At 54.9% G+C, this 18,265-nt stretch carries 18 protein-coding genes; 12 read left to right on the top strand and 6 right to left on the bottom strand.

What is annotated here, in order from left to right; translation table 11 throughout:
• Positions 1 to 235: 235 nt before the first annotated feature.
• Positions 236 to 2,875 (top strand): cyanophycin synthetase, encoded by a 2,640-nt coding sequence (cphA, locus tag B051_RS0115775; protein WP_033316943.1) that lies wholly within the window; start codon positions 236 to 238, stop codon positions 2,873 to 2,875.
• Positions 2,876 to 2,990: 115 nt separating this feature from the next.
• Here the strand turns inward: cphA and B051_RS0115770 are convergent, their stop codons facing one another.
• The 4 genes from B051_RS0115770 to B051_RS0115755 all read right to left on the bottom strand — a co-directional run bounded on the left by B051_RS0115770 (position 2,991) and on the right by B051_RS0115755 (position 8,428).
• Complete coding sequence (locus B051_RS0115770) at positions 2,991 to 4,358, bottom strand: glycoside hydrolase 5 family protein (RefSeq protein WP_018479184.1); 1,368 nt, start codon at positions 4,356 to 4,358, stop codon at positions 2,991 to 2,993.
• Positions 4,359 to 4,656: 298 nt separating this feature from the next.
• A complete protein-coding gene (locus B051_RS0115765) occupies positions 4,657 to 5,883 on the bottom strand; it encodes a glycoside hydrolase family 1 protein (protein WP_018479183.1) in 1,227 nt (408 codons plus the stop codon).
• Between the two features lie 54 nt (positions 5,884 to 5,937).
• Positions 5,938 to 7,131, bottom strand: a complete 1,194-nt coding sequence (gene glf, locus B051_RS0115760) for a UDP-galactopyranose mutase (RefSeq protein ID WP_018479182.1) — start codon at positions 7,129 to 7,131, stop codon at positions 5,938 to 5,940.
• Positions 7,132 to 7,168: 37 nt separating this feature from the next.
• Positions 7,169 to 8,428, bottom strand: coding sequence for a glycosyltransferase family 1 protein (locus B051_RS0115755; RefSeq protein ID WP_018479181.1), 1,260 nt, complete (start codon positions 8,426 to 8,428; stop codon positions 7,169 to 7,171).
• Between the two features lie 747 nt (positions 8,429 to 9,175).
• Between B051_RS0115755 and B051_RS0115750 the strand changes: the two genes are divergently transcribed.
• The 10 genes from B051_RS0115750 to B051_RS0115705 all read left to right on the top strand — a co-directional run bounded on the left by B051_RS0115750 (position 9,176) and on the right by B051_RS0115705 (position 16,235).
• The gene (locus B051_RS0115750; RefSeq protein WP_018479180.1) at positions 9,176 to 9,889 is read left to right on the top strand and encodes a hypothetical protein; all 714 of its coding nucleotides are present in this window, start codon (positions 9,176 to 9,178) and stop codon (positions 9,887 to 9,889) included.
• 66 nt (positions 9,890 to 9,955) lie between these two features.
• The gene (locus tag B051_RS0115745; protein ID WP_018479179.1) at positions 9,956 to 10,705 is read left to right on the top strand and encodes a DUF72 domain-containing protein; all 750 of its coding nucleotides are present in this window, start codon (positions 9,956 to 9,958) and stop codon (positions 10,703 to 10,705) included.
• 136 nt (positions 10,706 to 10,841) lie between these two features.
• Positions 10,842 to 11,855 (top strand): NAD(P)/FAD-dependent oxidoreductase, encoded by a 1,014-nt coding sequence (locus B051_RS0115740; protein WP_018479178.1) that lies wholly within the window; start codon positions 10,842 to 10,844, stop codon positions 11,853 to 11,855.
• Positions 11,855 to 12,178: a 2Fe-2S iron-sulfur cluster-binding protein gene (locus B051_RS0115735; protein ID WP_018479177.1), complete on the top strand. Its 324-nt coding sequence runs from the start codon at positions 11,855 to 11,857 to the stop codon at positions 12,176 to 12,178. Before B051_RS0115740 ends, B051_RS0115735 begins: the two co-directional genes overlap by 1 nt.
• A 389-nt stretch (positions 12,179 to 12,567) precedes the next feature.
• Positions 12,568 to 12,957 carry a hypothetical protein gene (locus tag B051_RS0115730; RefSeq protein WP_018479176.1) on the top strand — a complete coding sequence of 130 codons (390 nt, stop codon included), beginning with the start codon at positions 12,568 to 12,570 and terminating at the stop codon, positions 12,955 to 12,957.
• Positions 12,958 to 13,037: 80 nt separating this feature from the next.
• Positions 13,038 to 13,574, top strand: coding sequence for a DUF1697 domain-containing protein (locus B051_RS0115725; RefSeq protein WP_018479175.1), 537 nt, complete (start codon positions 13,038 to 13,040; stop codon positions 13,572 to 13,574).
• A gap of 173 nt (positions 13,575 to 13,747) precedes the next feature.
• Complete coding sequence (locus tag B051_RS0115720; RefSeq protein ID WP_018479174.1) at positions 13,748 to 14,425, top strand: hypothetical protein; 678 nt, start codon at positions 13,748 to 13,750, stop codon at positions 14,423 to 14,425.
• Between the two features lie 62 nt (positions 14,426 to 14,487).
• Positions 14,488 to 15,288, top strand: coding sequence for a HipA family kinase (locus tag B051_RS0115715; RefSeq protein ID WP_018479173.1), 801 nt, complete (start codon positions 14,488 to 14,490; stop codon positions 15,286 to 15,288).
• Positions 15,266 to 15,649 carry a DUF3037 domain-containing protein gene (locus B051_RS0115710; RefSeq protein WP_018479172.1) on the top strand — a complete coding sequence of 128 codons (384 nt, stop codon included), beginning with the start codon at positions 15,266 to 15,268 and terminating at the stop codon, positions 15,647 to 15,649. Before B051_RS0115715 ends, B051_RS0115710 begins: the two co-directional genes overlap by 23 nt.
• Complete coding sequence (locus B051_RS0115705; protein WP_211214345.1) at positions 15,630 to 16,235, top strand: tetratricopeptide repeat protein; 606 nt, start codon at positions 15,630 to 15,632, stop codon at positions 16,233 to 16,235. The genes B051_RS0115710 and B051_RS0115705 overlap by 20 nt, the downstream gene beginning before the upstream one ends.
• Positions 16,236 to 16,247: 12 nt before the next feature.
• Here the strand turns inward: B051_RS0115705 and B051_RS0115700 are convergent, their stop codons facing one another.
• Positions 16,248 to 16,631 carry a hypothetical protein gene (locus B051_RS0115700; protein WP_018479170.1) on the bottom strand — a complete coding sequence of 128 codons (384 nt, stop codon included), beginning with the start codon at positions 16,629 to 16,631 and terminating at the stop codon, positions 16,248 to 16,250.
• A gap of 133 nt (positions 16,632 to 16,764) precedes the next feature.
• Here B051_RS0115700 and B051_RS21445 point away from each other — a divergent pair, with 133 nt between their 5' ends.
• The gene (locus B051_RS21445; protein WP_018479169.1) at positions 16,765 to 17,310 is read left to right on the top strand and encodes an NUDIX domain-containing protein; all 546 of its coding nucleotides are present in this window, start codon (positions 16,765 to 16,767) and stop codon (positions 17,308 to 17,310) included.
• Positions 17,311 to 17,349: 39 nt separating this feature from the next.
• On the opposite strand, the gene B051_RS0115690 is transcribed toward B051_RS21445, so the two are convergent.
• Entirely contained in the window at positions 17,350 to 18,246 is an 897-nt protein-coding gene (locus B051_RS0115690) for a cyanophycinase (RefSeq protein ID WP_018479168.1), read from the bottom strand.
• Positions 18,247 to 18,265: the final 19 nt, after the last annotated feature.

Genomic DNA, 18,265 nt, shown 5'->3' with positions numbered 1-18,265 from the left:
CCGCTGGTAGGTGTATATACTGGCCTAAACAACCGAACCTGACCAGCCACACAGGTTAAATACTTATTTTATAAAAGCCTCAACCAAAATAGCCGGCACAGGCATTCCCAAACTTCGGTCTTACTCGTAAAAAACTCTTAGCGCAATCCCTGAGGTCCAGGGCAATGGGTGCCTGTTCCTGCACTGTCTGATGCCAGCACCGACTTGGCACCCGTTGAGTTGATGATAAAAGCACATGAAAATATTAGAGCTAAGAATAATGCGTGGGCCAAACTACTGGTCCATCAAGCATCCTAAAATCATCGTGATGAAGCTCGACCTGGAGAACCTGCAGGATGTGCTCACCAGTGAGGTACCGCAGTTTCCGGAACGCCTAGAAAAACTCTTCCCAGGCATGTATGAGCACCGCTCCTCTACCGGTACACCAGGAGGCTTCTTTAAGCTTGTGCGCGAAGGCACGCCGTTTAGCAAGGTGGTGCAGCACATCGCCCTGGAGCTACAGACGCTGGCAGGTATGGACAGCGGCTACGGCCGCCGATACCCTGGTCCGGAGACGGGCACCGACTACGTGATATTCTCTTACCAGCAGGAACGTGCGGGAGAGTTTGCCGCCCATGCCGCCGTCCGAATCACCGAGGCGCTCTCACGTGGCAAGAAGCCAAGCATCGTGCAGGATATAGCCCGCCTGCACCAGATTCGCGAAGACGAATACTTCGGACCAAGTACCGAGGCCATCGTGACGGAGGCGGTCAGCCGTAACATACCCTACATCAACAACCACCGCAGTGGCCTGATTCAGCTTGGTTACGGCATCCACCAGAAGCATATACAGGCGGCTATGACCAGCAAAACCTCGTTCTTCGCGGTGGAGAACGCCGGTAATAAAAACTCCACCAAACTGATATTGGAAGAAGCCGGTATACCGGTGCCGCAGGGTAGCATCGTTACTAACCCAGAGGAGTTGGAGGAGGCGATTGAGCAGTTGGGATTTCCAGTCGTCATCAAACCCCTGAGTGGCAACCAGGGTAAGGGCGCCAGCATCAACGTACGCTGCCGCAAAGACTCCCTGAAATCCCTCGCAGAGGCGCAACGCTATTCCCGCGAGGTCATGGTGGAGCAATTCATTGTTGGTGATGACTACCGCCTGCTCGTCATCAATGGCAAGTTCACGGCCGCTGCCAAGCGCACACCGGCACTGGTCATCGGCGATGGGGTTTCCACCATACAGCAGCTGGTGAAGCAAGTAAACAAGGACCCACGCCGAGGTATAGGCCACGAAAAGGCACTCACACACATTAAGGTAGACAAGCAGACCCGCAGCATACTCAAAGACAGGGGCCTCACCTTGAAGTCGGTGCTGCCTGCCGGCGAGGTGCTATACCTGAAGAGCACGGCCAACCTCAGCACAGGCGGCACGGCCACTGATGTGACTGATATAGTGCATCCGTACAACGTGCTCATGGCCGAGCGTATAGCTGGCATCATTGGTTTGGATGTGTGTGGCATTGATGTGATGACCACCGACATTGCCATACCTTTGACAGAGACACGGGGAGCCGTGATTGAGGTGAACGCCGCGCCGGGTCTGCGCATGCACATCTCCCCTACCGAAGGACTGCCGCGCAACGTGGCAGAGCCCATCATCAACATGCTCTTCCCGCATGGCACTCCCTCGCGTATACCTATCGTGGCCATTACGGGCACCAACGGCAAAACCACTACCACGCGACTCGTCGCCCACATGCTCAAATTCAAGGGTTTCCAGGTAGGCTTTACCACCACGGATGGCATTTACATACAGGACAACAAAATCATCAAAGGCGACACGACCGGTTCCTACAGCAGCGAGTTCGTGCTCAAAGACCCCACCGTGAATTACGCCGTGCTGGAGTGCGCCCGTGGCGGTATGCTGCGCTCTGGACTCGCTTTCAGGCAATGCGACATCGGCATCGTGACCAACGTGTCGGCCGACCACCTGGGCCTCGGCGACATCTATACCGTGGACGACATGGCGCAGGTGAAAGCCGTTGTGCCCAGAACGGTGTGCTCCAATGGGTATGCCATACTCAACGCGGACGATGACCTGGTATATGACATGGCGACAGGCCTCAACTGCAAAGTCGCATTCTTCAGCCTGGACGAGAACAACCCGCGCATCCTCAAGCACATCGCCAAGGGCGGGCTGGCTGCCGTGTTCGAGAACGGCTTTATCTCCATCTTCAAGAACACCTACAAAATACGCGTGGACAGGGTGGCTGATATCCCGCTGACCTTTGGGGGGCGCGCCAGGTTCAACATACAAAACGTGTTGGCGGCCACACTCACCGGCTACATCAACCACTTCGAGATTGCCGAAATCAAAACAGCGTTACGCACGTTCCTGCCTTCTGCCGAGACCACACCAGGCCGCATGAACCTGTTCAAACTGCCACGCTACGAAGTGCTCATAGACTACGCCCACAACATTGCCAGCATGGAGGCCATCGCCGACTTTGTGGCCAATGTGCAGGCCACCTACAAAATAGGCATTGTGGCAGGTGTAGGCGACCGACTGGATGAAGACACCATTGAACTTGGACGGATAGCGGCTAGGACCTTTGATGAAATCATCATCCGGCAAGACAAGGATTTGCGGGGCAAGGATGGACAGGAGCTGAACAACCTGTTGAAGCAAGGCATCATGTCCGTTAAACCTGATATGAAGGTGATGGAGATACAGCAGGAGACCAGAGCCTTAGCCCACGCGCTGGAATATGCCCCGGAAGGTGCTTTCATCGCCCTCTTCTCAGAGGATATACCGGGCTCCATCAGGATGGTGGAAAGCTTCCGCATCATCCAGCACCGCCAGGAACCTGTGGACCAGAACGGAGCCTGATAGCAACTGCCTTCGCACCCATAAGTTTATGTTTGAGAAAAAGCTGCGCTTCCCGCTCCGGGAGGTGCAGCTTTTTTCTTTTCGGACCAAGTTTAGGTATAGCTATACCTGCTTTCTATACAAATGGCGACACCTGCCGCAGTGCAACAGCCACATCAGCCTGCACCATACCCAAATCAAGCTGCATGTCTCCTGCAGAATCCTGGGTAAAGGTGCGAGTGGCGATAGCGCGGCCTTCGTGGGTATGCCAAGTGGTGAGGGTATAGGTACCGGTCGCCATACCTGGCAGTGTGATGTTAACCGGTAACGGAGTTGCCTCCTGATTTATGGTGCGGTCCTTGCGCAGGTTTTGCTGGCGCAACAGCCACACCACCGCCTGCCTATCGTCGGCGCAGGCAAATGGCGCGAAGGCAGGCTCGCTCACCCGTATCTCCTCATTCAGGTTCCTTCTTCGGAAAGTGGTCCATTCAATGAGTTTCACAAACGCCGCCATACCTTTCTGGGCCAGTCGCATGCCATGCGTGAGTACGTGCGGGTGGCGGTTAGGCCAACGCATACCGCCACCGGCCCCGCCCGAAGCCAGGTGCGCCCACTGCATGTGACGGAAATACTCGTCATCGAAGTGCTCCGGCAGCGTGCGCTTCAAATCTTTGAAGGCATGAATGGGTCCGTGCTCGCTATCAAAAAAAGGGCGACTGTCCTGCAGGTGCTGAAGCGCCTCTCGAGTGAGTTTGCCCGTACAGATGGCAGATGCCACGGTGTTTTTAGGATGGTTGATGGTGGCCGCATCGTAGAAGTGGGTACTGGCGAAGTCCAGCAGCGGGTGACGGAAAATGGCATCGGCCACATCGGGGCGCTCGTGCAGCAGAGGACCGTAGATGGAGACGGTCTGCGGGTGTGACCGGCCATAGAGGCGCAGCTCCGTTTCCCGCACGTGCGTGCTCAGCTCAGTGATGAAATCAGTGAACACATCGGTGCGGCCACCGGCATGGGCGGGGTGTATCTCGTTCCAGAGGTCCCATGCAAAGAGCACGCCGCTGCCGCCCCACCGCTCAATGGCGAACGTGAAACGGCTTTTGATGGCTTGCAAGGTATCGGGGCAGGTGAGCCAGCCGGAGCGCTTAGCGCAGGGGCCGCCATTCTTCCGGTTGTAGGGGTGGTGCTTCCACCTAATCCACATCCAGAAGGTATCCACGGGGGTGAGCAGGATGCGCAGGCCGTGCTTGGCACAGAGGGCGAACAAATCGTCCCAGAGTCGCACCATGTTGGGTGCAAATTTTCCTATAGGCCGCTCAATATACCTGTTCTCGGTCTGGGCGTACTCCAGCATGAAGCGTAGGCAGGTTACTCCGTGCTGCGCCAGCCAAGCCAGGTGCCCGTCCACCTGCGCCAGGTCCTTGCGCCGAAAGGCCTTAGCAAAATCCGGCCAGGTGATGGCGTCGTTCTGACCAATGGGTGTCCAGCTTCTGCCGTGCTCGGTCATGAAATAAGGTACGTCGGGTGCAACCTGTATCCAGGGGAGATGGTGTTGGTGGGCTTCAGCCTGTGTGGTTTTGGTGTGGCTACCCGCTAGTCCCAGTTCTTGGGTTAGTAGGCCGTTAATGGCTTCATTATCTTTTAACTTTACTGGAACTTCTGATTTTAGCTGCTTGTACTCCATACCTACCTATGGACTCCCGGCTCTAGTTTCCGTCCGGGAATCATCCTGAATTCAAAACTAGCGGTAATCAATAAAATTTAAAATGATGCTATCGATGCCTGTCGCTCGCCTCCTTTTTGAGTTAAGTGACAGGCGCCTGTCGCAAAGATAAGCTTTCGGAAAGTGTCGTCCTGCGCATTATTTCCTGCGCCTTCCGCAGCGCCTCGGCATAGGGCTCACACAGAATGCGTTGTGGCTTGTCACCAGGTTCTTGTTCCGCATCCCAGAGTCCCGCCCTGTGCCAGCAATCCAATCGGTCCCAATCCGGGCGGTCGATGATTGGATACAGGCAAATGCCCCAGAACTGGATGCCTTCCTGAACCACGGCTGCGCATTCTTCCGTCACAAAGCGAACCCAATGCGGACGGTCTATACCTGGATGGCTTGTCTCTGCCAGTACCAGGGGCTTGCCATAGCGATGGTATACCTCTGACAGCAAATCCCTCAAACCCCGCCACCGCTCATCGGCGTGCTCTTTCACCCAACTGAGGGTGGCATTTGTGCCTACCTCCCACTGGTTGTCATAATAATAATTGGCTCCAATTATGTCCAGGTAATCCGGTGAACCGCCTAACTCCGGGCAGATGCGGCCGCACAGTATGTCCACTGCCTGGTACTGGAGCTCGTGCGCGCGTTGTGCCTCGGCCAATTGCTCCAGATTCGCATCCAACGGTGCCACCACATTCACCAACGGCTCTGTCGTCATAATCAACACGGAAGGGTCTACCTCACGCATGGCTGCCACGCCCTCAATATAAGCGCGCATCAGGGCATATTTCACTTCCCACCCTTGGCCCATGCAATAAGGGGAGGTACCCCTTACATCACCGCCAAGCCAGGACAGAAAACTCACTTCGTTGATGGGAGTCATCACCAGGATATCATCCGGGTAACTGGAACGGTAAAACGTGACGAAGGCACGGCACATGGCCGCAAAGCGCCTGGCAAACATAGGGTGCAGGGGTGTCAAATCATCCGGGAAACCGAAATGGCACAGGTCCCATACCTGCTGTATGCCCAGCGCCTTGCCCTGGCGCAGCATCTGCCTCACCGTTGACCAGTCGTATTCGTACGGGCGCTTCTCCACTTGGCTCCAGCGTATACCTTCCCGCACGGTCCGTATGCCAAATGCCAGCAGGTTCTGGTAATCCTGTTGTAATTGCTGCAAATGGCCGGTGAGCAACAGAAAGTCCACTCTGTTTCCAAAGGCGTTGAGCTTGTCAGTGCATTCAAACCCTGCCATCCAGAATGAGTGGAACGGGCTCTCCTGAAGTGTATTGGTAAATGGTATGGCCGCTTTTTTTGTCATGCGCAATGTATAGGTACTTTCTCGTCCCAACCACCCGGCCAGGAAGATTTAGGGTCAGATGGCGTTTCCGTAGCCGCCTTTGCCAAGGTTCACCCCAACATCAACCTGCTTGAAACCGTTGCTTTTCAGCTTTGCGCCATCGAGTAGCGCCGGCTCCTCTTGCACCGATAGTTTCTTGAAGAGCGTGAGCGCCTGGGCCACCACCTGGTCCATGTTGTAGTATTTATAGGTCGCCAGTCGGCCCACGAAGTGCACGCCCGGCGTGGCATCGGCCAGCTTCTTGTACTGGTTGTAAAGCGCAGCATTCTCCGGCCGTGGCACCGGATAGTAGGGATCCCCTTCCGCCTGCGGATACTCATAGACCACACTGGTCTTGGTATGCTCCTGCCCAGTCAGGTATTTAAACTCTGTGATGCGGGTATAGGCGTGCTCGTTGGGGTAGTTCACCACCGCCACCGGCAGGTGCACCGGCTTGTCCAGCGTCTCGTGCTTGAACTCCAGCGAGCGGTAGGGCAGCTTGCCATACCTGAAATCAAAGTACTCATCCACCGGACCGGTATAAATCATCTCCCGGAAAGGAATCATGTCCAGGATGTCGTGGTAATCGGTGTTGAGCATGATTTTGATGTTGGGGTGCGCCAACAGCTTCTCGAACATACTGGTAAAGCCGTGCAACGGCATGGCCTGGAAAGTATCGGTAAAATAACGGTCGTCGCGGTTAGTGCGCACAGGCACCCGAGACGTCACGGACTTGTCCAGTTCCGACGGGTCCATGCCCCACTGCTTGCGGGTATAGTTCCGGAAGAATTTCTCGTACAGCTCGCGCCCCACCTTGCTCACCACCACATCCTCGGAGGTGCGCACCGGCGACACCTCCTCCGCCACCGACTTGAAGAAATCATCCACCTCAAAGGAGGTCAGGCTGAGGCCATAGAGTTTGTTGATGGTATCCAGGTTGATGGGCATGGGAACCAGTTGCCCGTCCACGCTGGCCAGCACCCGGTGCTCGTAAGGGCGCCAGGCCGTGAACTGCGACAGGTACTCGAATACCTCCCGGGAGTTGGTATGGAAGATGTGCGGCCCGTACTTGTGCACCAGTATACCTGACTCGTTGTAATGGTCGAAGGCGTTGCCCGCAATGTGCGGACGTTTATCAATGATGAGGACTTTCTTATTCAGCTGTGAAGCCAGGCGCTCGGCAAGGACACTGCCGGCAAAGCCCGCCCCTACTATCAGGTAATCGAACATATAATGATATATTAAAAAGGTGAGTAGGGTGTGAGGCTTAGTCCTGGTACTGATTTTTCTGATGCAATGCTTTGGCCATCAGTTCCACCATACCACGCCAGGTCTTATCCCAGGATTGGTCGGCCATGAAGGTATCCACCGCAGTCAGCCACTGGTCATCTTCCTGTTGGGCCATGGCTTTTTCCACTGCTTGCACAAAGCCATCGGCTGTGTCAGCGATGTGGACCAGGCCTGCATCTCCGTAAGGATGCACCACATCCCGTATTTCCGTGGAGACGACGGGTTTGCCGGCCGCCAGGTACTCGGGTGTTTTAGTCGGGCTGATGAACCGGGTCGATTCGTTGATGGCGAAAGGGAGCATCGCCACGTTCCAGCCACTCAGGTAGGCAGGCAGTTCCTTGTACGATTTGCCACCCAGGTAATGGATGTTAGGGTGCTGCGGCAGCGAGGCGGGGTCAATCTTCACGACCGGACCAATCATCACGATTTGCCACTCCGGCCTGGCCGCCGCCAAATCACCTAGCAAGTCGATGTCCATACGCTCGTCTATCACCCCGAAAAAGCCGATGCGAGGCTGCGGAATGGATACCTGGTCTGCTGGCTCGGGCAGGGCTTTGCGTGCCTGCGCGAAGTGCGCCTTATCGATGCTGCTCGGGAAGGCATAGGCCTGCTGGTGCTGCTGTTTCTTCGCTTCGTACAGACTCTGCCCGCCCGTGAAAACGAGGTCAGCTTTTTGGAACAGTTCCAACTCCAACTCCTTCAGGCGCGGGGGTGCGAACTTGAATGCTGCCAGTTCATCCATGCAATCATACACTGTGAGCACTGGATTGAAGTGACTGGTGAAACTCAGCGCCATGGGCGTGTAATACCAGAAAAGGTACCGGTCAATGGATTGCTCCGCGAACAGCTTGTCGAGCAGCGCGCGCTGCGCCTCCTCCACCCGCTCTGCCGGGAAGCCATGTGGCAGACAAGGCACGGCGAGTTGCACGCCTGCCTCCCGCTCCGAGAGCTGCAGGTAGGGTTGTTGGCAATCGGCATACACGGGCTCTTCCACAAAGAACAGGCGGCCATATCTGGCGAAGCGTGAGAGCAGGTGCTGCGGCCGCTGGTAGACAAAATCCCAGCGTAGGTGTGACAGGCAGACCACGTCCGGCAGGTGCTGCAGAAAGGTTTCTATACCTGCGGTGTCACTTGATTTTTTTGCTGCCTTCCCTGTTGTAGTGGGTGCAGTTATGGTGTTGCTTTCTCCGGACGTTTCCGGCTCAAAAGATGCAGAGTCTGAGTTTGTTTTGAACATGTTTGGTGCTATAAATAGGATTGGGATTCACTTCTGCCGCTGAGGCGCTGTTTCTCCTCTTGGCGAAGCTTTGTGTCGGTCTTCTATCTATGGGGTTTCGAAAAAACACAGCAGGAGAATAACACCGATTAGCTTACGTTCTTATACCCACTCCTAGTTGCACCGCTTGTATAATAATAAGTTCTAAAGGAACACTCCTAATAACAGCGAGCGAAAGGACTTCTTTGCCCATACGCACTACATGTGCCATTTCCAGCCTCCAGAGCAGTATTAATTGAATTGTATCAAGCGTCAAAACCTGACGGCATCCTGCGCTGCACAGCCCTCGTACTTGTACTGATTTTAGCTAAGAGGAAGTACGTAATTACTGTTGCAGCCTGAAAGAGGACTCCTGCAAGTGATTGAGTATCAACAAGACATTCAGTACCAAACGGATTTGGCAACTGGAAACTGCAACGGGAGCATGCTCTACGGGTGAACCTGCACCTGATCCTGTCTGACGCCACGCAAGCGACGCACACACTCGCTTTAGTACATAGCACAACGAACCATTAGAAATGGAACATGCTAGCTTCACTTAACTCGTCCACTTACTTGCCCTATGTGACAAAGCTAGGCGCGTTGTAGGTATAGCCTATACCCCTTGAGCGCCAGCCGCTTGTTTTACCTGCTGGATTTAATGAGTGGAATCTGTCCCAAATGTTATCATGAATACCTATTTTGCGAGTCAGAAAATAGGCGGCAGGTATGCAGGATTCCCCCACAGACGAAATCACTCCCACACAGAGCAACGGCATTGGCCTACGCAACGAGCGCTCGCTTTACGCTGCCCTGAAGCAATGGTACGCCCAGCCCGGCGATTGCTTTGAGGTGCCGCTCAATGGGTATGTGATTGACTTGGTGCGGGACGGGCAGCTGGTCGAGATACAGACGCGCAACTTCTCGGCTATCCGCCAGAAGCTGCAGACGCTGGTGCAGGAGCACCGCGTACACCTGGTTCACCCCATCACGTTGGAGAAATGGGTCGTGCAGGTAGACAAGAAAGGTTCCACCACGCTCTCCCGCCGCAAGTCCACTTCCAAGGGAAGGCTAACCGATTTGTTTGAGGAACTGGTGCGTAAACCGGAGCTAATCAGCCACGCGAACTTCAGCATCGAGTTCCCTCTGATACAGGAGGAAGAGGTGCGTTGCAAAGACGGCAAAGGCAGCAAGCGCCGCAAACGCGAAAGCCTGAAAGACCGCCGACTGGTGGGCGTACTGGACTCCAGGGTCTTCCGCAGCAACCTCGATTTTCTTTCCTTCCTGCCTCCTTCCCTACCCCAGCCTTTTTCAACCAAGTGCCTGGCCCAAGCCACCGGACTGCCCCTACACCGCTGCCGCCAAATCACCTACTGCCTCCGCAAGATGGACGCCATCGTGGTGACAGGCAAACGCGGCAATGAGCTGCTCTACGAGTGGTAGCCGTACCTTAACCCAAGTTGCGCCCGCGCAGTATACCTGTGTTGATTCCAAAACCGACGACACAGCATGGAGCAGCGCAACATCTACATCGGCACCTCGGGGTGGCACTACAAACACTGGATGGGCACCTTCTACCCAGAGGGTCTCAAGCCTAAGGACTTTACCAGCCATTACCTCCGCTTCTTCCGTACCGTCGAAATCAACAACTCCTTTTATAAGCTGCCCTCCCGCGACACCTTCGCCAACTGGCGCACCTCCGTACCCGATGACTTCGTTTTTGCCGTGAAGGGCAGCCGCTTCATCACGCACATGAAAAAACTGAAGGACCCGCAGGAGAGCATACAGCGCTTTTTAGAGAACGTGAACGCGCTGGAGGAAAAGCTGGGGCCCATCCTGTTTCAGCTGCCACCGGGCTGGGCCGTGAACGAGGAGCGGCTGGCTGCCTTCCTGGCAGTGCTGCCACCCTACTACCGCTATACCTTCGAGTTCCGCCACCCCAGCTGGTACACGCCCGGCGTGCTGGAGCTTCTGCGCAGGTATAACGCCGCCTTCTGCATTTACGAGCTGGAGTACCACCTTTCGCCGCTGGAGGTGACCGCTGATTTTGTGTATGTGCGCCTGCACGGGCCGGAGACGAGGTATGCCGGCAGCTACTCAGAAGAAGCCCTGCAGCACTGGGCCGTACAGTGCCTCGGCTGGCAGCAGCAGGGGCTGGATGTGTATGTGTACTTCGACAACGACCAGCTGGGCTACGCCGCCTTCAACGCCCGGCGCCTGCAGGAGCTCGTGCACGAGAAACAGTCGCAACCGGTATAAACTCAGGAAATGGTGGAGCCAACGAAGCCTTTTTGCCCAATTGTTTGTTAAGGGGAAGAATAGCAGAAATTGCTATGGATGCTTGGTTGGTGACTGTATCTTTGCAGTACCAATTTGTGAGAAAAAACAAAAGTAAATGGAACGTATAACAACTGATATATGCATTGTAGGCGCAGGCCCGGTAGGCTTGTTCGCCGTGTTTGAGGCTGGCCTGCTCAAGATGCGCTGCCACGTGGTAGACGCCCTGCCTGTGGTGGGAGGCCAACTGGCTGAAATCTACCCCAAGAAGCCCATCTATGACATACCCGGCTACCCCTCTATTCTGGCAGGTGAGCTGGTAGATAACCTGATGAAACAGATTGAGCCTTTCCACCCGACCTTCACCTTAGGTGAGCGCGTGGAGGAACTCGACAAGCAGGAAGACGACTCCTTTATCGTACGCACTTCCGAAGGCACTGAAATTGCCTGCAAGGTGGTGGTGATAGCCGGTGGCCTTGGCTCCTTTGAGCCGCGCAAGCCGGCCATTGAAAGTCTGGAGAACTTTGAGGGCAAAGGCGTGACCTACATGGTGCGCGACCCGGAACTGTTCCGTAGCAAGCGCATTGTGCTGGCTGGCGGCGGCGACTCTGCCCTGGATTGGACCATTTTCCTGGCCGGATTGGCCGAGGAACTGACGCTGGTACACCGCGGCTCTACCTTCAGGGGAGCACCGGAATCAGCCGAGAAGGTATTGGCCCTGGCCGAGGAAGGCCAGATAAAACTGCTGCTGAAGTCGAACGTGACCGACGTGAGCGGCAACGGAAAACTGGACTCGGTGAAGGTGCTGATTGATAACGAGACCGAACACCAGATAAAGGCCGACTACTTCATCCCGCTCTTCGGGCTGGTGCCGAAGCTGGGGCCGCTGGAGAACTGGGGGCTGGAGTTGGAGAAAGGCGCCATCGTGGTGAACACCTTCGACTACTCCACCAACATACCGGGCGTATACGCCATCGGCGACATCAACACCTACCCGGGCAAGCTCAAGCTTATTCTGTGCGGTTTCCATGAGTCGGCTTTGATGGCCCAAAGTGCCTATAATATTATTTACCCGGACAAGAAGTTCGTGCTGAAATACACCACCGTGAACGGCATACAGGAGCTCAGCTAATGGAAGGAACCGTGAACATACACGTGGAGCTGCATGACGGCAGCCGCGTAACACTGGAAGCACCCACCGACATGGGCCTCTCGGTGATGGAAGTGATGAAGGCCAACGAGCTGGAAGTACCTGCTATCTGCGGCGGTATGGCCATCTGCGCCACCTGCCACGTGGAGGTGCTGCAAAGTGGTGAGCTCCCTGAACCAAGTGACGATGAGGCCTACATGCTGGAGACCTTGCCGCACGCCACTGCCACCAGCCGCCTCTCCTGTCAGCTGCGCATCAACCCCTACCTGGACGGACTGGTGGTGCGTCTGATGCCGGAAGCATAAGCGCTATACCTTTTACCTGAAAACCAGAAAGCCATACCTGTAGCGGGTATGGCTTTTTTGTTGTGCTATACCTTGTTCTGCTCCATGTACGGCTGCCAGTTGACGATGAGCACACTTTAGATATACTCAGACCCTGTTCGGGCACAGAAGCAGTAAGATAACAGAGCTTTACACCCATGTGACAAGCTACGCGCTTGATAAATCACGAGACTAGTTGAAAATCTGTGACATTCACCTATATTAGCTTAACTATATACAATGGGAGGTGCGTGCGGTGCTGCACAGCTCAAAACGAATGAATACAGAAAATATCACCTTCACATATAACGCAGATAAACGTGACAGTAACGCTTACACAGTAGTTGGGCTGCATGTATTATTTATGAAGAATGAAATTCAGTAACACTAATGCCTTACTAATTCAAGCTGTTTATCACTCTCAAAAAGGTGAAGAAGGAGTATCATTGGTGAATCTAATAGGCTTTGTTGACTATGTGAACCACTCCATCATATCATATCAAAAATTTGCTGAAAGTATAGAATCAGCTAAAGATTGCGGTTTGATAAAAATACAGGGAGGAAAGCTAAAGACAACTAATTCTTTCAAAAGCTGGAGAGTGAGTCTTCCAAAGAAGCTCAACTTTCAAAAGGAGAACTCGGAGTTATTATGCTACCTGGATAAATGTTGTCAAAAGCCTGGAAAAGCGATAAGTACACCTGAATTCCCTGCAGATGAATTTAATTGCGCTGTAGAAGAGTATTTGAAAAAAACACGATAGCCCAACACAATGCATACTAAACCCTCACTACGTTTCGGGCTTTGCATGCACGCGGCCGTCTGGCAACACAACAAACACCCATGCAAACCTACATCCTACTCCTGAGAGGCGTGATGCCGACTGGCAAGAACAGGGTGCCGATGGCGCAGCTCCGGCAGGTGCTGAGCGACGCCGGCTTCGGCCGTGTCCGCACCTGGATTCAGAGCGGCAACGTCATCCTGCAATCTGATTTGGCGCCCAAAGAGCTGGAGCATCGGGTGCATGCCTTGATTAAAGAACACATCGGCCCCACACTGGCCATTGTGGCCCGGACGGCCGATGAAATCAGGCAGGTGATTCAGGGCAACCCATATCTGGACGGCCATGACAGTGCGCGGGTGTTTTATGTGTCATTCCAGGAGCCACCACCTGCTGACAAAGTACAAGCGCTGCTGGCACAGGATTTTTCTCCTGAAAAGCTCACAGTAACAGAGAACGCAGCCTATATGTACATTCCAGCTGTCTATAGCAGCGGCAAGCTCAGCAACAACTTCCTGGAAAAGAAGCTGGGTGTGTCGGCCACTACGCGCAACTACAATACCTTGTCTAAACTAATCGAACTGGCCGAGGAGACCTGACCACCTATTTTTTTGAGCAACTGCACTACCTAGGTTTGTGAGACATACCTTTTAAAGTATATTAACGGCCCCATTACATCCACCGCTGGAGGCTGAAGCGGTATAGACAAGAATAAATACGTCCTACTCTCACTAGCTAGGTATAGCCACAGACTCCTAACTGAAAACAAAACATGACAAAAGGCTTACGCTATACCCTCTTTTTTGTGGGTGCTATCACCCTACTCACTGGCTGCGGCACCAAAGAGGCTGACGAGATAGAAGTCACGCAACCCCGCATCCAGGCCCCTGCCACATTCAAGCTGGCCAAAACGGAGACAGGCGCCGTGGAAGTCTACACCAAAGACGGCAAGGTGACGGGCGCGAAGGCCACGCACATGGGAGGAAGCGCCTTTTACTTCAACAACATCGTATCCACCACCACGGAGTTAGAATTCGTAAAGCCCGATACCGTCATTGCAGCATACAGATATGACAGGCCTTACTCGGAATCGGAACATCACCGTTTCAAGTACCGGAGCGAGTACACCCCCACCGACATCGTGCTCCACCCCTACAACCTGAGCAAAATCATCCGGCTGGCTCCCGAGGCCTCCAGCGGGTACGAGCTGGTGACCGACCCGACCGTGGTTGCCAAGGAGAAGCAGCTTTTTGTGCAGGCGCAGCAGGACACGCTCCTGACAATCACGCAGTACGAGCAGGTTTTCCAGCGCATGCGTTGGAACGGAGGGGCCATTACAACCTACACCAGAAACAACGACCAGGACAAGGCGCTCTACCAGCAGTTCACCGAAGTGGACACGCTGTGGATTCGTAAGAAAACCTTCTCTTTCCGGAAGGTGAAAGGGTAACAGAGGCTGATTTTGCAGCTTGGCGCGCGGCCCTATACCCTCAAATTTCGTATGTTGCAGCTATGAATCCACACCAACCCGAGATACGGACCGTCAACGTGACCCGCTACGTCACGCCCCTGCGCGAGGGCGGCTCGCTGCCTGCCATTGTGGAGGCCGACGACGAGTTCCTGTATGTGCTCAAGTTCCGGGGCGCTGGGCAGGGCATCAAAGTGCTTATAGCGGAAGTGATAGTGGGGGAGATTGCCCGGGCCCTCGGCTTCCGGGTACCGGAGATTGTGTTCATGCATCTTGACGAGGCCTTTGGCCGCACCGAGCCGGACGAGGAGATACAGGACTTGCTGCGTGCCAGCGAGGGCCTCAACCTCGGCTCGCACTACCTCTCGCAAGCCATCACCTTCGACCCGGTTGTCACCACACTGGATGCCACGCTCGCCTCCCAGATTGTCTGGCTGGACTGCCTGGTGACCAACGTGGACCGCACCGCCCGCAACACCAACATGCTCCTCTGGAAGAAGGAACTCTGGCTGATAGACCACGGCGCCGCCCTGTACTTCCACCACTCCTGGCAGAACTGGGAAGAGCAGGCCAAGCGCCCCTTCCCGCAGATAAAGGACCACGTGCTGCTGCAGCAGGCCACGGAACTGGAGGAGGTGGATGCCGCCTTCCGCCCCATCCTGACACCGGAGCGCCTGCACGCCATACTGGCCGCCATTCCGGATGAGTGGCTGACGGGTGTGGATTCACCGTTTGAATCGGCGGCGGAGCACCGGCAGGCCTATGCCCATTTCCTGGAGACCCGACTCGCCCATTCCCTAACTTTTGTCAAAGCAGCCCAGCATGCCAGAGAAACACTTATTTGAGTACGCCGTCATCCGGGTGGTGCCGCGGGTGGAGCGTGAGGAGTTTCTCAATGTAGGCGTGATTCTGTTCTGCTCCTCGCAGGGCTTCCTGCAGACGCTGTATACCCTGGACGAAAAGCGTCTGCGCGCCTTCTCACCCCATATTGATTTGGAGGAGATAGAGCAGCGGCTACAGGCCTTTACCAAGGTATGCGCCGGCCGCAAGGAGGGTGGCCCCATCGGCCAGTTAGGTACCGCTTCCCGTTTCCGCTGGCTCACCGCCAACCGCAGCACCATGGTGCAGGTATCGCCAGTGCACCCCGGCCTTTGCTCCGATGCCAGGGAGACGCTGGAACACCTGCATGCGCAACTGGTGTTGTGAGGAAGCGCCTATACCTTATACCTGCATGAACATCTCCAAAATCATCACCATTGTACTGGCCGTTGCGGCAGCCGCCTTTCTGGTCCTGATTCTGTCTGACCCCTACTTCTTTACCTCCTCCCGGAAAATACAGAAGACGGGCGAGGCCAAGCTGGAGGAAGGCATCCTGGGCAACAAGGCCGCCTTCCGGCAAGCCTCCCATTACTTCAGCTCCCTCATAAAGCAAGGGCGCGGCAACCGCGACACCTACGATTTGCTGTACTGGAGTTACCGCTACGACGATGACCATGCCCAGGCTGAGATAACGATGACCGATGCCCTGGAAGAGTACCCGAACGACGTGGATTTCCTGTACCAGCGGGCGGAAACGCGGCTGGAGCTGCAGCAATACGCGCCTGCCATATCGGATTACAACCAGGTGATAGACATAAGCAAGGACTTCCCATACCTGCCGGACGTCTATTACAGCAGAGGCGCCGCACACTACAAGCTGGGTCAGGAGAAAGAGGCTTCAGCAGATTTGCAGCATGCCCTGAGAACCTCCTCCGATTCATTGCAGCCTTACCCGGTATACTTCCAGGAGTAGCCGTCGCATTGGCTATTTCTCGCCAGGGTGCACCCTGGCTATACCTTTCTGACCTACCCAAATCCACAGCAGGATAAGCAGGATTTCCGCCACGCCATCCAACAGGTACACGTTCCGGATGACGTCGTTCAGGCTGTAGTAAAAGTCAATGAAAGCCATGCCGGTCGCCCCGCCTATACCTAGCCATTTCACCTCCGGCGTCACCCTTTTGTAAACGCCCGCAAAGAGCAGCACCAGGCCTATGACGGCAATGAGAATACCTACTGTACGTACCAGCCACAGGTCTTCCTTCGGGCTCGTCACCCACAGGAAGCTGGGCATGTGCAGCAGCGGCCACACACCAGTAATAGCCCAATACGCGCCCTGCAGTTTTGCAATGAGTCCTGCTCTGTCCATAGCGGCTATTTCACATTTCTGAACCTATACGCATAGTCCTTTCTTTAGCTTCAAATAAGGCGTTAGCTATACCTTGCCCCCGCCTTCTGTCGTAAGGTATAAGCACTTTTGGTCCGAAAACAGACGCAACAACATGAAGATAAAAAAGGAAGAGACGGTATACGAAGGTTTCTATACCTTCAAGAGACTGCTGGTCGAGGAGAAGGGCGAGACCTTTGTGCGGGAGCAGTTTGAGAGTGGCAACGGCGTGGCGGCGCTGGTGTATGACACCCAACGGGAGGAGTACATTTTCGTGAAGCAGTACCGCTACCCCATCGGTGGGGAGCTGCTGGAGACTGTGGCCGGGGTGCTGGAAGACGACGACCCCGAAAAGACCATTCGGCAGGAGATAGAACAGGAAACAGGCTACACTGTGGACAAACTGGAGCACATCTGGGATTTCTATACCTCTCCCGGCGCCTGCACCGAAAAGATATACCTGTTCTATGCCGAGGTGAGCAGGAAAGTGGACGAGGGCGGTGGGCTGGAGGAAGAGCACGAGGAGGTGAAAACCGTCAGCCTATCGCTGGAGCAGGTGTTGCAACTGAACCTGGCTGATGCCAAAACCATCATTGGGCTGCAGTGGCTGGCCGCACGCAAAGGCTTCACATTAAAAAGCCCGGAGGTGAGACTCGACTGAGTCACTTCCGGGCCACGGCTCTGGCTGTTTGTGGCCGTTTTAGATGTGCAGTTGGTCGTAGATTGGCAAGGTATAGGTGTCGCCATTTGCCAGCAGGTGCACCCGCATGTCGCGCACCGAAAAGGGTTCGCCCGTCTTGATTTCATAGATGTTGGTGTCGGTGATGCCCATTCCGTCTACTATGGTGACCAGGCCTGAGCCCAGCACCCTTAGTTCGTTGCCCTGTGTGACACAGATGGCAGTGTCCTCCTCCAGGCCTATGCCGATGCAGCCGGGGTTGGTGGCAATACACTGTGACACCCGTATGATGCGGCCCCGCTGTATGAAGTGCGTATCGATGGCCACGTTCTTCAGGAACTCCAACCCGGTGGTGATGCGCACATCTCCCTTGATGTACCCCCCAGCCGTCTCCCCTTCGTAAATCATAGGGGTGGACATGGCGGTGGCTCCGGCGCTGGTACCCGCCACAATGAAGTTCTCGTCGTAGGTATAGCGCTCCTTCATGAGCTGCAGCACGGGCGAACCACCCAGTATGGCCGTGAGGCGCAGCTGGTCCCCGCCAGTGAACATGATGCCTGCAGCCTCTTCCACCAGCTTGCAGAAATCGGGGTTTCGGGCGTCCATCCGGTTCCTGATATCCAGCACCTCCACACGCTTCACTCCCAGTTTATGAAACTCCTCTATGTAGTCTTTGGAAATATCCTCGGGCACGGTGGAGGCCGTTGGCACGACCAGCACCATCGGGTCATTACCTTTAAGTTCGCCTACAAAATACTTGAGTATCTCATCACTTTCAAAGTCCACGTTCTTTGACTGCTCCTCACTTTTTTCTCCGTTGTTCTTGTCTTCCTTTCCTCCTATTGCCAACAGTATACCTTTGGGAACAGGGGACTCACTGTGATGCTTTGCGCGGTCAGAGACTTTCTTCTTTGCCATAAGATTGTTTGTTTTGTGT

The organism is Pontibacter roseus DSM 17521 (genome assembly GCF_000373265.1).
Classification (GTDB): Bacteria; Bacteroidota; Bacteroidia; order Cytophagales; family Hymenobacteraceae; genus Pontibacter; species Pontibacter roseus.
The sequence above is the reverse complement of the archived record's forward strand: the minus strand, read 5'-3'. Positions and strand labels throughout refer to the sequence as shown.

Excerpts from the sequence above, each read along its gene's own strand:
- B051_RS0115735 (WP_018479177.1), top strand. The coding sequence starts at position 11,855 with ATGGAAGGAACCGTGAACATACACGTGGAGCTGCATGACGGCAGCCGC.
- B051_RS0115755 (WP_018479181.1), bottom strand. The coding sequence starts at position 8,428 with ATGTTCAAAACAAACTCAGACTCTGCATCTTTTGAGCCGGAAACGTCC.
- B051_RS0115750 (WP_018479180.1), top strand. The coding sequence starts at position 9,176 with ATGCAGGATTCCCCCACAGACGAAATCACTCCCACACAGAGCAACGGC.
- cphA (WP_033316943.1), top strand. The coding sequence starts at position 236 with ATGAAAATATTAGAGCTAAGAATAATGCGTGGGCCAAACTACTGGTCC.
- B051_RS0115745 (WP_018479179.1), top strand. The coding sequence starts at position 9,956 with ATGGAGCAGCGCAACATCTACATCGGCACCTCGGGGTGGCACTACAAA.
- B051_RS0115700 (WP_018479170.1), bottom strand. The coding sequence starts at position 16,631 with ATGGACAGAGCAGGACTCATTGCAAAACTGCAGGGCGCGTATTGGGCT.
- B051_RS0115690 (WP_018479168.1), bottom strand. The coding sequence starts at position 18,246 with ATGGCAAAGAAGAAAGTCTCTGACCGCGCAAAGCATCACAGTGAGTCC.
- B051_RS0115740 (WP_018479178.1), top strand. The coding sequence starts at position 10,842 with ATGGAACGTATAACAACTGATATATGCATTGTAGGCGCAGGCCCGGTA.
- B051_RS0115725 (WP_018479175.1), top strand. The coding sequence starts at position 13,038 with ATGCAAACCTACATCCTACTCCTGAGAGGCGTGATGCCGACTGGCAAG.
- B051_RS0115715 (WP_018479173.1), top strand. The coding sequence starts at position 14,488 with ATGAATCCACACCAACCCGAGATACGGACCGTCAACGTGACCCGCTAC.
- B051_RS0115720 (WP_018479174.1), top strand. The coding sequence starts at position 13,748 with ATGACAAAAGGCTTACGCTATACCCTCTTTTTTGTGGGTGCTATCACC.
- glf (WP_018479182.1), bottom strand. The coding sequence starts at position 7,131 with ATGTTCGATTACCTGATAGTAGGGGCGGGCTTTGCCGGCAGTGTCCTT.
- B051_RS0115770 (WP_018479184.1), bottom strand. The coding sequence starts at position 4,358 with ATGACCGAGCACGGCAGAAGCTGGACACCCATTGGTCAGAACGACGCC.
- B051_RS0115730 (WP_018479176.1), top strand. The coding sequence starts at position 12,568 with ATGAAATTCAGTAACACTAATGCCTTACTAATTCAAGCTGTTTATCAC.
- B051_RS0115710 (WP_018479172.1), top strand. The coding sequence starts at position 15,266 with ATGCCAGAGAAACACTTATTTGAGTACGCCGTCATCCGGGTGGTGCCG.
- B051_RS0115765 (WP_018479183.1), bottom strand. The coding sequence starts at position 5,883 with ATGACAAAAAAAGCGGCCATACCATTTACCAATACACTTCAGGAGAGC.
- B051_RS0115705 (WP_211214345.1), top strand. The coding sequence starts at position 15,630 with ATGCGCAACTGGTGTTGTGAGGAAGCGCCTATACCTTATACCTGCATG.
- B051_RS21445 (WP_018479169.1), top strand. The coding sequence starts at position 16,765 with ATGAAGATAAAAAAGGAAGAGACGGTATACGAAGGTTTCTATACCTTC.